General features: G+C 75.2%; 2 protein-coding genes (1 of these 2 running past the window's edge). Both read right to left on the bottom strand.

The annotated features are described in order from the left end of the window. Positions 1 to 10,879, bottom strand: partial view of a non-ribosomal peptide synthase/polyketide synthase gene (locus AB0I49_RS03170; protein ID WP_363225073.1) — the start only. The gene continues 13,154 nt to the left of window position 1, outside the view; the window shows 10,879 of its 24,033 coding nt (coding positions 1-10,879); the start codon lies at positions 10,877 to 10,879; its stop codon lies beyond the left edge, outside the window. Beyond that, positions 10,876 to 15,981 (bottom strand): amino acid adenylation domain-containing protein, encoded by a 5,106-nt coding sequence (locus tag AB0I49_RS03165; RefSeq protein WP_363225072.1) that lies wholly within the window; start codon positions 15,979 to 15,981, stop codon positions 10,876 to 10,878. The genes AB0I49_RS03170 and AB0I49_RS03165 overlap by 4 nt, the downstream gene beginning before the upstream one ends.

Genomic DNA, 15,981 nt, shown 5'->3' with positions numbered 1-15,981 from the left:
CGAACGGCACGGTGTTGAGGTGCATGCCGTACACCCGGTCCGCGCCGAGCAGTTCGGGGCGCGCGTCGATCACGACACCGGCGGCGAACGCGCCGTCCGGCGTCAGCTGGCTCAGCACCTTCAGGTGCGCTGCGAGCAGGACGCTCTTCATCGATACGCGGGCGGCGGCGGACAGGGCCCGCAGCCGGGGTTCGAGGTCGCCGTACGCGACGGGGACGCGGTGCCGCGCGCCGGGCTCCGCGCCGCCGTCGCCCCAGCCGGCGGGGACGGCGAACGTCGGATGGCCGGCCACGACGGCGCGCCAGTACGCGGCGTCGTCCTCGTCGCCCAGCGACTCCAGCTCACCCGCGATGAAGTCGGCGAAGCGCACGGACCCGGACCCGGCCCCGGACCCGGCGCCCGGCTGACTGGTGCTCGGCTGACCGTCGCCCGGCCGATCGGCTTCCGGCGACTCCCCGTTCACGAGCCGCCCGTAGACGGAGGTCAGCTCGGCGAGCAGGGAGTGGTGGCTCCAGCCCTCCAGCACGATGTGGCTGTGGGTGAGGCCGAGATGCCAGGCTTCTTCGCTCTCGACGAACGCGGCCACCCGCAGCAGCGGCGCCCGCTGGAGATCGAACGGCGACGCCTCCTCGCGCGCCGCGAACCCGTCGAGCGCCGCCCGCAGCTCCGCCTCGGCCAGGCCGCGCAGATCGACCACCGGCACGGGGGCCGAGACGTCCTCGTGCACGAGCTGGAGGGGCACGGAGTACGCCGTGAGATCGACCGACGTGCGCAGCGCCTCGTGGCGGGCGAGTACGTACCGCACGGCCTCCCGGAGCGCGGCGGCCGAGAACGGGCGCCCGGCGCGGACGCGGAACGTCGTCACCCGGTGGTAGTCGTCCCCGCCGTCGTCGAGCAGCGCCTCGACGACCATGCCCACCTGCACCTGCGAGAGGGGGTAGGCGTCGGTGACGCCGTCCGGGAGCAGGGCCCGGTCCTCGGCGGAGATCAGCTCGAACGGCCCGACCGGCGTGGGCACTTCGGGCTTCGGCGGCTCGGCTTCGGCGTGGGCGCCGGTCGCGGCCCGGGTCTTGTCGGACATCAGCGCCAGCAGGTCGGCCACCGACGTCTTCTCCCGCACGTCGCCCGCGGCGATGTCGAACCCGGCGGCGCGCAGCGCGTCGGCGAGCGCCGCCGCGGACGCGTCGGGTGTGGTTTCCGGTCCGGCCTCGGAGGGCGACACCGTGTTCTCCCGTTCGGTCAGGAATTCCGCCAGTTCGGCGACGGTCGGATGCGTGAAGATCGTGCGGACCGAGAGGTCGTACCCCGCGGCCTTGAGCGCCCCCGTCACGGAGATGGCGCGGATGGAGTCGCCCCCGAGGTCGAAGAACCCGTCATGGACGCCGACCCGGTCCATCCCGAGGGCGGCGGCCCAGGCGTCGGCGATGCGGGTTTCGGTCTCCGTGCGCGGCGCGGTGTAGGCATCGGCGGCCTGCCTGCTTCCGTCGTCGGGAGCGGGGAGGGCACGGCGGTCGAGCTTCCCGGCGGTGTTCAGGGGCCAGGCGGTGAGGGTGATGTACGCGGCCGGGACCATGTATGGGGGCAGGGTGCGGGCGAGGGTTTCGCGCAGGTCGGCGGGGGTGGGCGTGCTGCCCGCTTCCGGGATCAGGTAGGCGACGAGTTCGGCGTCTCGGTGGAGGGTGACGAGTGCGTCCCGCACGGACTCGTGGGCGGTCAGCGCGGTCTCGATTTCGCCGGGTTCGATGCGGTAGCCGCGGATCTTGATCTGGGTGTCGGTGCGGCCGAGGAACTCGATGGAGCCGTCGTCGAGCCGCCGCGCGAGGTCGCCGGTGCGGTAGAGGCGTGATCCCGCGGGCCCGTGCGGGTCGGGGGTGAACGCCTGGGCGGTGAGGTCGGGGCGGCGGTGGTAGCCGTGCGCCAGACCGTCGCCCGCGATGCACAGTTCGCCGATCACGCCCGTAGGCACGAAGGCCAAGTGCGGGTCGAGGATGTGGAGTTGAGTGTTGTCGATGGGTGTGCCGATGGAGATGGCCTCGGGTTCGGCGGGTACGTCCCAGGCAGCCGACCAGATGGTGGTCTCCGTGGGCCCGTAGACATTGACCAGCCGCGCCACGCGTCCCCGCAGCTCGCGCGCCAGCTCCAGCGGCAGTGCCTCGCCGCCGGCCAGAGCGGTGGCGGAGGGCGCGTCGAAGCCGGACTCCAGCAGGAGCTTCCAGCCGGACGGGGTGGCCTGTACGTGCGTGATGCCGTGCCGTGCCACGAGCGCGGTGAGGGCCTCGGCGTTCTTGGCCTGGTCGTCGTCGGCGAGGACAACGCGGTGTCCGCCGGCCAGCGGGAGGTGGAGCTCCAGGCCGGAGATGTCGAAGGAGACGGAGGTCGATGCGAGCCAGGTCTCCGTGCCCGCTTCGGAGTCTCCGAGCGTGCGGCGGATTCCGGCGAGGAGGTTGCCGAGGGCGTGGTGCGGGATGCGGACGCCCTTGGGGCGGCCGGTGGAGCCGGAGGTGTAGAGGACGTACGCGACGGAGTCCGGGTCCGTCGCGGGCCGGGCCCCGGCGGCGGGATGCTCGGCGATGGCGGCGGCGTCCCGGTCCAGCAGCACCGAGGGGCCGGCGGGATGGATGGCCTGCACCGTCGCGGCATGGGTGCTCTGGGACACGAACGCCTTGGGGCAGGCGTCTTCGACGAGGTACCGCAGCCGGTCGGCGGGGTGCGCGGGGTCCAGCGGCAGATAGGCCGCGCCCGCCTTCTGCACCGCGAGGAGCGCGGTGAGCAGGCCGGGCGACCGGTCCAGCAGCACGCCGACGACGTCCCCGGCCCGTACGCCCAGCTCGCGCAGGTGCGCGGCGAGCCGGTCGGACCCCAGGTCGAGTGCGCCGTAGGTCAGTTCGGCGCCGTCGCCGCCGGTCACCGCGACGGCCTCCGGCCGGGCGGCGGCCTGCGCCGCGAACGCCTCCGGCAGGCAGGCCGCCGTATCCGCCGTGGCTGTGTCGTTCCCGTTCTCCAGAGTCCGCGTGCGTTCGTCCTCGGGGAGGCGTACGGCGCGGGCGTCGCCGTCCGGGTCGGCGGCCATGGCCTCCAGGACCAGGCGGTACATCGCCGCGATCCGGTCCGTCTGCGCGCGGGACAGCGAGCGGCCGTCCGCGGCGAGCACGAGATGCCCGCCCCGCGTGGAGACCGTCAGCGGGAACTCGGTGGCGCTGTCGTCCAGGTCGTCCAGATTGCCGAGCGAGTCGACCCAGTCCGTGTCCACCTTCCGGAAGTCCTGGTAGTTGAAGTAGACGTCCAGCAGCTGCTGTTCGCCCGAGAGCCGCTGGATGGCGGGCAGCGGGTAGCGGCGGTGCGGCCACAGCTCGCCCTCGCGGGCGAAGACCTGGGCGATCAGCTCGCGCCAGGTGGCGGCCGTGCGGTCGTGCGCGAACGGCACGGTGTTGAGGTGCATGCCGTACACCCGGTCCGCGCCCGGCAGTTCGGGCCGGGAGTCCGTGACGAGGCCGGTGAGGAACCGGGTCTCGTGCGTGAGCTGGCTCAGCACCTTCAGATGCGCCGCCAGCAGCACGCTCTTCATCGACGTGCGGGTCTCCCCGGCGAGTGCGCGCAGCCGCGCTTCGAGGTCGAGCACCGGGACGGACGTCCGGTACGAGGCGGGGGCGCCGTCCGCTCCGCCGCCCCAGCCGGCGGGCAGGGCGAAGGGCGCGTACGTGCCGACGACGCCGCTCCAGTACGCGCGGTCGTCCTCGTCGGCGAGGGAGGCCAGCTCGCCCGCGATGAAGTCGGCGTAGCGGCTGGGCGGCGCCTCCGCCGCCGCCGGGGCCCCGGTGTCCCGCACCTGCTCGTAGGTTTCCAGCAGCTCGGTGAGCAGGGAGTGGTGGCTCCACCCTTCGAGGATCGGGTGGGAGTGGGTGAAGACCAGGTGCCATTCGCTGTCGCCGAGCGCCTGCGCGATGAAGCGCACCAGCGGCGGCCGGGACATGTCGAAGGGCGTGGTGCGCTGTTCGGCGATGCACGCCTCGATGGCCGCGTTCCGCGCTGCTTCGTCGAGGTGGGTGAGGTCGGTGGTGGTGAGGGGGTTGGGGGCGGTGGTGTGGACGAGTTGGAGGGGCTGGGAGTAGCCGGTGAGGTCGAAGCCGGTGCGGAGGATCTCGTGGCGGGCGGTGAGGGTGTCGGTGGCCTTCTGGAGCGCTGCCGGGTCCAGTGGCCGGCGGTCGCGGATGCGGAAGGCGTCGACGTTGTGGTACGTGACCCGGTCGGGGTCGAGGTCCATTTCGATGAGCATGCCGAGCTGGACCTGGGAGACGGGGTAGGCGTCGGTGATGTGGTCGGGGAGCGCGGCGCGGTCCTCGGCGGAGATCAGGGCGAACGGCTCGGTGGACGCCGTCTCCTCCACTTCCTCGGTGCTGTCGCCGAGGTGCAGCGCCAGTTCGGCGACGGTGCGGTGCTCGAAGACGTCCTGCACGGCGAGCCGGTAACCGGCGTTGCGCACCGCCGACACGAGGACGATGGCGCGGATGGAGTCGCCGCCCAGGTCGAAGAAGCTGTCGTGGACGCCGACCCGGTCCACCCCGAGGGCTGTGGCCCAGGCGTCGGCGATGCGGGTTTCGGTCTCCGTGCGGGGCGCGGTGTAGGTGTCGGCGGCCTGCCTGCTGTCTCCGCCGGGGGCGGGGAGGGCGCGGCGGTCGAGTTTTCCGGCGGCGTTGAGGGGCCAGGCGTCGAGAGTGACGTAGGCGGCCGGAACCATGTAGGCGGGCAGGGTGTGGGCGAGGGCTTCGCGCAGGTCGGCGGGGGTGGGGGAGCGGTCCGCCTCCGGGATCAGGTAGGCGACGAGTTCGGCGTCTCCGTGGAGGGTGACGAGCGCGTCCCGGACCGACTCGTGGGCGGTCAGTGCGGTCTCGATCTCGCCGGGTTCGATGCGGTAGCCGCGGATCTTGATCTGGGTGTCGGTGCGGCCGAGGAATTCGATGGTCCCGTCGTCGAGCCGTCGTGCGAGGTCGCCGGTGCGGTAGAGGCGTGAGCCCGCAGGCCCGTATGGGTTCGGGCCGAAGCTCCGGGCGGTGAGGTCGGGTCGGCGGTGGTAGCCGTGCGCCAGCCCGTCCCCGGCGATGCACAGTTCGCCGATCACGCCCGTAGGCACGAGGTCCAAGTGCGGGTCGAGTATGTGGAGTTGCGTGTTGTCGATGGGTGTGCCGATGGAGATGGCCTCGGGGGTGGCGGGTACGTCCCAGGCGGCCGACCAGATGGTGGTCTCCGTGGGCCCGTAGACATTGACCAGCCGCGCCACGCGTCCCCGCAGTTCGCGTGCCAGCTCCAGCGGCAGTGCCTCGCCGCCGGCCAGAGCGGTGGCGGAGGGCGCGTCGAAGCCGGACTCCAGCAGGAGCTTCCAGCCGGACGGGGTGGCCTGTATGTGCGTCACGCCCTGCCCGGCGATCAGGCCGAGCAGCGACTGCGGGTTCTTGGCCTGGCCGTCGTCGGCGAGGACCACGCGGTGCCCGCCGGCCAGCGGGAGGTAGAGCTCCAGGCCGGAGATGTCGAAGGAGACCGACGTGGACGCGAGCCAGGTCTCCGCGCCCGCCTCGGAGTCTCCGAGCGTGCGGCGGATTCCGGCGAGGAGGTTGCCGAGTGCGCCGTGCGGGATGCGGACGCCCTTGGGGCGGCCCGTGGAGCCGGAGGTGTAGAGGACGTAGGCGAGCGCGTTCGGGTCCGTGGCGGGCCAGTTCGCGGTGGCCGGCTGCTCGGCGACGGCCGCCGCGTCCCGGTCCAGCACGACCGACGGCCCGCCGTACGCACCGGCCACCGTCTCCGCCTGCGCGGCCGTGGAGGTGACGAGGGTCCGTACGCCCGCGTCGGCGAGGGTTCGGCCCGACCGTTCGCCGGGGTGCGCGGGGTCCAGCGGCAGATAGGCCGCGCCCGCCTTCTGCACCGCGAGCAGTGTGGTGAGCAGCGCCGGTGAGCGGTCCATGAGCACCCCGACGACATCGCCGCGCTCCACACCCGAGCCCCGCAGGTGCAGGGCGAGCCGGGTGGAGCGCGCATCCAGTTCGCCGTAGGTCAGCCCGGTGCCGTCGCCGCCGGTCACCGCGACGGCCTCCGGCCGGGCGGCGGCCTGCGCCGCGAATGCCTCCGGGAGGCAGGCCGCCGCCTCCGCCGTGGCCGTGTCGTTCCCGTCCTCCAGAGTCCGCGCGCGTTCGTCTTCGGGGAGGCGTACGGCGCGGGCGTCGCCGTCCGGGTCGGCGGCCATGGCCTCCAGGGTCAGGCGGTACATCGCCGCGATGCGGTCCGTGTTCCGCTGCGACAGGGCGCGGCTGCTCGCGGTGAGGATGACGTGGCCCGCGCGGCTGGAGACGGTCAGCGGGAACTCAGTGGGGCTGTCGTCGATGCTCGCCAGGTAGTCGACCAGGTCGGTGTCGACCTGCCGGAAGTCCTGGTAGTTGAAGTAGACGTCCAGCAACTGCCGCCCGTCCGCCAGTCGCTGGATCGCCGGGAGCGGGTAGCGGCGGTGCGGCCACATCTGCGCCTCGCGGGCGAAGACCTGCCCGACCAGGTCGCGCCAGGTGGCGGCCGTGCGGTCGTACGCGAACGGCACGGTGTTGAGGTACATGCCGTACACCCGGTCCGCGCCCGGCAGTTCGGGGCGGGAGTCGGTGACGAGGCCGGTGAGGAACCGGGGCTCGTGGGTGAGCTGGCTCATGACCTTGAGGTGCGCGGCCAGCATGACGCTCTTCAGCGACGCCCTGGACCGCGTGGCCAGGGCGCGCAGCGGGCCCATGAGGTCCTGGACGGGGACTTCGGCCTGGTGGGTGGCGTGCGGTGCGCCGGGGGCCGAGCCGTCGCCCCAGCCGGTGGGGAGGGCGAAGGGCTCGTACGCCTCGATGAGCCCCTGCCAGTACCGCCGGTCGCCGTCGTCGGTCAGGGCGCGGGCCTCGGCGGCGATGAAGTCGGCGAACCGCACGCCGGGGGCCTCCGCCGACTCCGGCTCCGGTTCCGGCTCCGCTTCCGCGCCGCCGTCCCTGAGCCGCCCGTATACCTCCAGCAGCTCCATGAGCAGGGAGTGGTGGCTCCAGCCCTCCAGTACCGGGTGGCACTCGGTGACCGACAGCCACCAGCCGCCGTCGCCCGTGTCGTGGGCGAAGAGGCGCATCAGGGAGGGCGTCGAGAGGTCGAACAGTTCGGCGCGTTCGCGGGCCGTGTACGCGCGCAGCTCCGCCTCCACCGCGGTCGCGTCGAGGCCGCGCAGCGATCGGGAGCCCAGGGGCATCGCGGCCCGCGCGTGGACCAGCTGCATCGGCACGGAGTAGGCGTCGAGGTCGATGGAGGTGCGCAGGGCCTCGTGGCGGGCGGTGACGGTCTCGGCCGCGCGGGCCAGGAGTTCGGGGTCGAAGGGGCGGCCGTCGCGGATTCGGAAGGTGGTGACGTTGTGGTAGTTGTTGCGGCCGCCGTCGGCGAGCATCTCCAGCACCATGCCGGTCTGCACCTGCGACAGCGGGTAGGCGTCGGTGGTTCCGGGCGGCAGCAGCGCCCGGTCCGCCGCGCCGATCAGCTCGTACGGGCCGACGGGCGCGGGCAGTTCCGCGGGGGCGGGGCGGCCGGTGAGCAGCTGGGCGAGGCGGGCCACGCTCTGGTGCTCGAAGAGGTCGCGCACGGCGAGGTCGTAGCCCGCCGCGCGGAGCGCGCCGACGAGCGCCACGGCGCGGATGGAGTCGCCGCCGAGCTCGAAGAAGCCGTCGTCCACGCCGACGCGCGGCAGGTCGAGTGCGGTCGCCCAGACGGCGGCGAGCCGCTCCTCGGTGGGGGTGCGGGGCGCGGTGTAGGCGTCGGCGGCCCGGCGGGCGCGTCCATCGGGGGCGGGGAGGGCGCGCTGGTCGAGTTTGCCGTTGGTGGTGAGCGGCAGGGCGTCGAGGGTGACGTACGCGGCCGGAACCATGTACGGGGGCAGGGTGCGGCCGAGGGCTTCGCGCAGCTCGGCCGGGGTGGGCGCGTCGCCTGCCTCGGGGATCAGGTAGGCGACGAGTTCGGGGCTGCCGGGGGTGTCCTCGCGGAGCAGTACCACGGCGTCGCGTACCGCCGCGTGCGAGGTCAACTCGACTGCTATCTCGCCGAGTTCGACGCGGTAGCCGCGGATCTTCACCTGGGCGTCGATGCGGCCGAGGAATTCGAGCGCGCCGTCCGGGAGCCGCCGGGCGAGGTCGCCGCTGCGGTAGAGGCGGCTGCCGGGCGGCCCGTACGGGTCGGGCACGAAGCGCTCGGCGGTCAGGGCGGGGCGGCCGAGGTAGCCGCGGGCGACGCCGGGGCCGGCGACGTGGATCTCGCCGGTCGCGCCGATCGGCACGGGCCGCCCCCACCGGTCGAGGAGGTGGACGCGCAGGTCGTCCAGCGGGTGGCCGATGGGGTTGCCCGCGTCGGGGGCGAGGTCGGCCGCGGTGAGCTGGCGGTAGGTGGTGTGCACGGTGGTCTCGGTGATGCCGTACATGTTGACGAGCGCGGGGTTCTCCAGCCCGCGCCGCTCCACCCAGGGCCGCAGGTCGGCGGGGGTGAGCTTCTCGCCGGCGAAGACGACGGCGCGCAGCGCGAGCCGGTCGACGCGCGGGTCGTCGTCGGCCGCGGCGGCGACGAGCGCGCGGAACGCGGAGGGCGTCTGGTTGAGCACGGTGACGCGCTGCTCGTCGAGGAGGGCGAGGAAGTCCTCGGGGGAGCGGGCGGTGTCGGCCGGTACGACGACGAGCCGGCCGCCGGCCAGCAGCGCCCCCCACATCTCCCAGACGGAGACGTCGAAGGCGTACGAGTGGAACAGCGGCCACACGTCGCGCGGGCCGAAGCCGTAGTGCCGCTGGGCGGTGGTCAGCAGCCGCAGCACATTGCGGTGGGTCAGGCAGACGCCCTTGGGGCGGCCGGTGGAGCCGGAGGTGTAGATGACGTAGACGAGCCGGTCGGGGACGCCGCCCACGGCCGGGTCGGTCGTGGGCTGCCGGTCGAGCCCGCTGTCGGCGCGGTCGAGGACGACGGCCGGGCCCCGGTGGATCTCCTCGGCCAGCGGGGCGTGCCGCTCCTCGGTGAGGACGACGGTCGCGGCGGCGTCGCGGACGATGTAGGCGAGGCGGTCGGCGGGGTTGGCGGGGTCGAGCGGCAGATAGGCGGCCCCCGACTTGAGGACGCCCAGCAGGGCGGGCAGCAGGTGGCGGCCGCGGTCCAGGCAGACGCCGACCAACTGCTCCGGTCCGGCGCCCAGTTCGCGGAGCCGGTGGGCGACGCGGTTGGCTTCCGCGTTGAGCTGCCCGTACGTCAGGTCCCGGCCGTCGAAGGTGACGGCGACGGCGTCCGGGGCGGCGGCGGCCCGCTCCTCGAACGCCTCGTGGACCAGGCGCGGGTCGTCGTCGGCCGCCGGGGCGCGCGGCCCGTCGGCGGCCGGGAGGAGTTCGGCGGGGTCGTAGAGGGGCACGGCCGAGAGCCGGGTGCGCGGGTCGGCGGTGACGGCCGTGAGGAGCGCGGTGAAGTGGCGGGCCATCCGCTCGACGGTGCCCTGGTCGAAGAGGGCCGTGGCGTACTCGAACCGGCCCCGCAGAGCTCCGTCCCCCTCCTCCAGCACCTGGAGGTGCAGGTCGAAGCGGGCGATCCCGCTGTCCGTCCCGAAGGGCGCGACGCGCACGCCGGGGAGGTCGAAGGCTGCGGTGCGGGGCTCGTGGAGGGTGAACGCCGTCTGGAACAGCGGGGTGCGCGACAGGTCGCGTTCGGGCTGGAGCTCGTCGACGAGCCGGCCGAACGGCGTCTCCTGGTGGTCGAAGGCGTCCAGGACCGTGGTCCGGGCCAGGCCGAGGAGGTGCTCGAAGCGGAGGTCGCCGTCCCATTCGGCCCGCAGGACGAGGCTGTTGATGCCGTAGCCGATGAGGTGCTGGAGTTCGGGCCGGGCGCGGCCGGAGACCACGGTGCCCACGGCGATGTCGGTCGATCCGGTGTAGCGGGCGAGCAGCGCCTGGTACGCGGCGAGCAGCACCGTGAACGCCGTGGTGTCGTGGGCCGCGGCCAGCGCCCGTACGGCGGCGGCCGTCTCCGCCGGGATCGGGACCTCCGCCGACGCGCCCCGCCAGTCGCGGACGGCGGGGCGCGGCCGGTCGGTGGGCAGTTCCAGCGGCCGGAGCCCGGCCAGCCGCTGCCGCCAGTGGGCCAGGTGCCGGTCGAGGGCGGGGCCGGACAGCTGCTCGCGCTGCCAGGCGGCGTAGTCGGCGTACTGCACGTCGAGCGGCGGCAGCCCGGCCGCCTCGGCGGACACCCCGCCGGACATCCCGCCGGTCGTCGCGGCGCGGTAGAGGGCGCTGAGTTCGGCGGCGAAGACCTGCGTGGACCAGGCGTCGCAGGCGATGTGGTGGAAGACGGTGATCAGGATGTGGTCGTCGTCGGCGAGCCGCAGGAGCCGCATCCGCAGCGGCCACCCCTCGGCGAGGTCGAAGGGTTCGGCGGCGTCGCGGGCCAGCAGGCTCCGGGCCCGCTCCAGGCGTTCGCCGGCCGGGAGGCGGCCGAGGTCGTCGGTGGTGAAGGGGGCCGGGCCGGGGGCGTCCACGCGCTGCTCGGGCTCGGGGCCCTCGAAGGCGTACCGGGTGCGCAGGATCTCGTGGCGGGCCACCAGCGCCGTCGCCGCGCCGCGCAGCGCGTCCGCGTCGAGGGGCCCGCGCAGCCGCAGGGCCTGCGGCACCAGGTACTCGCCGCTGTCCGGGTCGAGGCGGCTGAGGAACCACATCTGCTGCTGGCCGGCGGAGAGCGGCAGGGGCGCGGAGCGGTCGGCGCGGGGGATGGCCGCGCGCCGTCCGGCGCCGCGGCCCGCGAGCCGCCGGCGCAGCAGCTCCGCGCGGAGCCGGTCGTCGGCCACGGTGGTGTGCTCGGCTTCGCCGGTGGTCATGCGTCGTGCTCCTTCAGCGTCGGCAGGGCCGGGTCCGCGAGGACCTCGGCGTCGGACATGGCGTCGATCTCGGCCTGGACGAGCGCGGTGACGGCGGCGGCGAGCCGGGCGACGGTGGGGGACTCGAAGATGGCGCGCAGCGGCAGGCCGACGTCGAACGCGCCCTGGACGCGGGAGATCAGCCGGATGGCGAGGATGGAGTTGCCGCCGGTGCGGAAGAAGTCGTCGTCCACGCCGGGCGCGGCGCCCAGCAGTTCGGCCCAGATCTCGGAGATCCGCTCCTCCACGACGTCGAGGGGCCGCCCGGCGCCCGGCGGGGCGTCGGCGGCGGTCTCGGGGCGGGGGAGCGCCGCGCGGTCGAGCTTGCCGTTGGCGGTGAGCGGCAGGGCGTCGAGGGTGTGGAAGACGGCCGGGACCATGTAGTCGGGCAGCAGCGCGGCGCAGTGTCCGGCCAGCGCCCCGGCGTCGGGCCGCGCGCCGTCGCCCGTACGGTCCGTGGGGACGACGTACGCGGCCAGTCGCGCGCCGCCCGGCCCGTCGCCGTCGAGGGCGACGACGGCGGCCTCGCGCACGTCGGGGTGGGCGCACAGCGCCGTGGCGATCTCGTCGGGTTCGATGCGGTGGCCGCGGATCTTCACCTGGTGGTCGAGGCGGCCGAGGAAGTCGACGGCCCCGTCGGGCAGCAGCCGCACCAGGTCGCCGGTGCGGTAGAGGCGGGCGCCGGGCGGCCCGTACGGGTCGGGCACGAACTGCCGGGCCGTCGCCGCCGGCTGCCCGGCGTAGCCGCGTGCGACGCCCGTGCCGCCGACGTACAGCTCGCCGGGCACGCCGGTCGGCTGCGGCCGCAGCTCCTCGTCCAGGACGTACATGGCCATGCCCGGCAGCGGGCGGCCGATGGGCACGACGGCCCGGTCCACGGGGGCGTCGACCGGGTGCACGCAGGTGCCGACGGTGCACTCGGTGGGCCCGTACTCGTTGATCAGCCGGCCGGGGCCCAGCGCCGCGAGCCAGCGGTTCGCGGCCGGGCCGGGCAGCGCCTCGCCCGCGACGAGGACGGTGGCGGCCAGCGCGCGCTTCTCGGCGTCGGTCAGCTGCTCGGCGAGGATCTCCAGGTGGCCGGGGGTGAGTTTGACGAAGCTGTACGGACCGCCGGCCGCGAGTTCCGCGCCGAGCCGGGCCAGGTCGAGGCCGGCGGGCAGCAGATGGACGGGCTGTCCGGCGGCGAGCGGCGCGTAGAGGTTGGGCACGACGAGGTCGAAGGCGGTGGAGGAGAACAGCGGCGCGCCGCCGTCCCCGGTTCCTGCCCCGGCCCCAGCCCCGGACCCCGCCCCGGCGAGTGCGCGGGCGGCCCAGGCCACGTGGTGGGCGAGGCCCCGGTGTTCGACGCGCACGCCTTTGGGGCGGCCGGTGGAGCCGGACGTGAAGACGGTGTAGGCGGTGGAGCGGGCGTCGGGGCGGTGCCCGGCGCCGGTGCCCGGCCGGGCGTCGATCGCGGCCCGGTCCCGGTCCAGGGCGATGGTCGCGCCGTCGAACGCCGTGCCCAGCCGCTCGGCGTGCGCGGCGGTGGTCACCAGGGTCCGGGCCCCGGACTCGGCGAGGACGGCCGCGAGCCGGGGCACGGGCTGCGCCGGGTCCAGCGGTACGTATCCGCCGCCCGCCTTCCAGACGGCGAGGAACGCGGCGGGGAGGCCGGGGCCCCGGTCGAGGAGGACCGCGACGGGCGATTCGGGGCCGACGCCCGAGGCGCGCAGGTGGTGGGCGAGCCGGTTGGCGCGCTCGTCGAGCGCGGCGAACGTCGTGGTCCCGCCGGCGTGGCGCAGGGCGCTCGCGTCGGGCGTCTTCGCGGCCTGCGCCTCGAACATCTCCAGGACGCTGTCGGGGGCGTCCTCGGCGGGTGCCGAGTTCAACTCGGCTGTCTGGCGGCGGAGTTCACTGGGGGAGAGGAGTCGGATGTCCCGGAGCCGGGTCGCGGGCTGTTCGGCGACGGCCGCCAACAGCCGCACGAGGTGGTCCGCGAGGCGCTGGACGGTGGTGTCGTCGAAGAGCGAGACGGCGTACTCCAATACGCCCTCCAGCGCGCCGCCGCGCCCCCGGCCCAGGAAGAGCGTGAGGTCCGTCTTGGCGATCCGCCACGCCTCGCGGAAGGTGTCCAGCCCGTCGAGATCGGCGCCGCCGGTGGTCAGCGCCGCGTCGTGCAGGTCGAAGGCGACCTGGTAGACGGGGGTGCGGGAGCGGTCGCGGTCGCCCTGCACGGCCTCGACGAGCCGCTCGAAGGGCAGGTCCTGGTGGGCGAAGGCGGCCGTGCCCACGTCCCGTACGCGCCCCAGCGCCTCCTCGAAGGTTATATCGGGGCGCAGCGCGCACCGCAGCGGGAGGGAGTTGAGGAAGAACCCGACGACGCCCTCCGTCTCGGGCCGGGTGCGGCCGGCGACGGGCGTGCCGACGGTGACGTCCCACTCGCCGCTGTAGCGGGCGAGGAGCGCGGCGAAGCCCGTGAGCAGGGTCAGGAAGGGCGTCGCGCCGTGCCGCCTGCCGAGCGCGTCGAGGTCGTCGGCGAGGGGCGCGGGCACGTGCACGGGGACGACCGCGCCGCGGTGGTCGCGCTCGGCGGGGCGCGGCCGGTCGGTGGGCAGCGGCAGCGTGACGTGGCCGTCCAGCGTCTCGCGCCAGAACGCGAGGTCGGGGGCGAGCCGCTGTTCGGTGAGGCGGGCGCGCTGCCAGGCGGCGAAGTCGGCGTAGCGGACGGCGGGCCGCTCCAGGCGGGGCGCGCGGCCCTCGGCGAACGCCGCGTACAGCTCGTGGAACTCGCGTTTGAGGATCGCCGACGACCATCCGTCGCAGGCAATGTGATGGAGCGTCAGGACCAGTACGGGCGTCCGGCCGGTGACGCGCAGCAGCAGGGCGCGCCACAGCGGCCCGCTCTCCAGGTCGAAGCCGCGGGCAAACTGGGCGGCTGTCGCGGCCCCCAGGCCGTCCGGCGCGACGGCGGCCTCCGCCAGCTCCACGCGGCCGGGCGCGGCGATCGTCTGCCGGGCGCCGTCCGCCGGGTAGCGGGTGCGCAGCGCGGCGTGCCGGGCCTCCAGCGCGTCGAGGCAGCGCTGTACGAGCGCGTGGGTCGTGTCGTCGGGGAGGGCGAGGAGCAGCGGGGAGACCCACTCGGGGCCGCCGGGGTCGAGCCGGTCCAGGAACCGCAGCCGCTGCTGCCCGAAGGAGAGCGGCAGCGGGCCGCCGTCCGGCACGGGCCGGATGGGGTCGGCGGCGGTGTCGGCGGGGTCGGCCGCCGTCAGCAGGCGGGCCTGCTCCTCGACGGTGGCGGCGGTGAACAGCGCCCCGAGCGGCAGGTCGGAGCCGGTCGCCCGGCGCAGTCCGGCGGCGAGCCGGGTCAGCATCAGGGAGTCGCCGCCGAGCTGGAAGAAGTCGTCGTGCGCGCCGACGCGGTCCGCGCCCAGGAGCCGCTGCCAGGTGTCGGCGACGGCCGCCTCGGCGGGGGTGCGCGGGGCGACGTGGGCGGGCCGGGCTCCGGCGTCCGCGGGGGCGGGCAGCGCGCGCCGGTCGACCTTGCCGTTGGGGGTCAGCGGGAACGCGTCGAGGGCGATCAGCGCGGCCGGGACCATGGCCGGGGGCAGCCGGTCGCGGAGGAACGCGCGCAGCCCCCCAGGCGTTCGGCCGTCCCGCGTGACGACGTAGCCGGTCAGGCGGACGGCCCCGGCCCGGTCCGGGGCGGCGGTGACGGCGGCGCCGGTCACCTCGGGGTGCGCGGCGAGCGCCGCCTCGATCTCGCCGGGTTCGACCCGCACGCCGTTGACCTTGGTCTGGTCGTCGATGCGGCCGCGGTACTCCAGCGTGCCGTCGGGGCGCCAGCGGGCGAGGTCGCCGGTGCGGTAGAGGCGCGCGCCGGGCGGCCCGTACGGGTCGGGCACGAAGCGCTCGGCGGTGGCGGCGGGGCGGCCGAGGTAGCCGCGGGCCACCCCCGCGCCGCCCGCGTGCAGTTCGCCGTCGACGCCGATCGGCACGGGCCGGCCGGCCGCGTCGAGGAGCAGCACCCGCAGGCCGGGCAGTGGGCGGCCGATCGGCACGGGCCCGCCGGTTTGCGCGGGGTCGTGGCGGTGGGCGGTGACGTCGATGGCGCACTCGGTGGGGCCGTAGGTGTTCCACACGGCGAGGGAGTCGCGGCCCGCCGCGTCGAGGGCGCGGCGGGCGAGTTCGGCGTGCAGGGCTTCGCCGGCGCAGAACAGCAGCCGCAGGTGGGGGAGTTCGCGCCAGCCGGGTTCGGCGACCAGGAGCCGCAGCACGGACGGCACGACCTGGAGCACGGTCGCGCGCAGCTCGGCGGCGGACCGTACGAGGGCGGCCGGATCGAGCTCGGCCCCGACCGGGGCCAGGGCCACCGAGCCGCCGCTGACCAGCGGCGCGAACACCTCCCAGCAGGCCGCGTCGAAGCCGATGGTGGTCTTGTGCAGCACCCGGTCCGCGGCGGACAGCCCGTGGGCGCGCACGGTCCACAGCACGCGGTTGGCGATGCCGCGGTGGGTGACGAGGACGCACTTGGGGCGGCCGGTGGAGCCGGAGGTGTGGATGGCGTACGCGACGCCGTCCGGGTCGGCCCGTATGCCGGGGTCGGTGTCGGGGCAGGCGCCGAGGGCCGGGTCGTCGTCGACGAGTACGGGCACGGGGTCCGTGCCCCTGGGGGCCTCGGCGCCGGGCAGGGCGTCGAGCGCGGCGGCCGTGACGACCAGCGGCACGGCCGTGTCGTCCAGCATCAGCCGCAGCCGCTCGCGGGGCAGCGCCGGGTCCAGCGGTACGTAGCCGGCGCCCGCCTTCCACACCGCGAGCAGCGCCGCCACCAGGTCGATGCCGCGGTGCAGCCGGACGCCGACGAGGGTGCCGGGGCCCGCGCCCAGGTCCCGCAGCCGGTGCGCGAGCCGGTTGGCGCGGGCCTCCAGCGCGGCGTAGCCGAGGGACCGGCGGCCTTCGAGTACGGCGGTGGCGGCGGGGGTCAGCGCGGCCTGGCGGGCGGCGAGTTCCACCAGGAGCGGCGGGGTGCCGGTGGGGGTCGGGCGCCGGCCGTCGGTCGGTCCACCGGGACGCGGGTGCACAGTCAT

Origin of the sequence: Streptomyces sp. NPDC050617, from assembly GCF_040654795.1 — a bacterium.
Classification (GTDB): domain Bacteria; phylum Actinomycetota; class Actinomycetes; order Streptomycetales; family Streptomycetaceae; genus Streptomyces.
The sequence above is the reverse complement of the archived record's forward strand: the minus strand, read 5'-3'. Positions and strand labels throughout refer to the sequence as shown.

Bases quoted from the DNA above. Each gene is read 5' to 3' on its own strand.
- AB0I49_RS03165 (WP_363225072.1), bottom strand. From the start codon at position 15,981: ATGACTGTGCACCCGCGTCCCGGTGGACCGACCGACGGCCGGCGCCCG.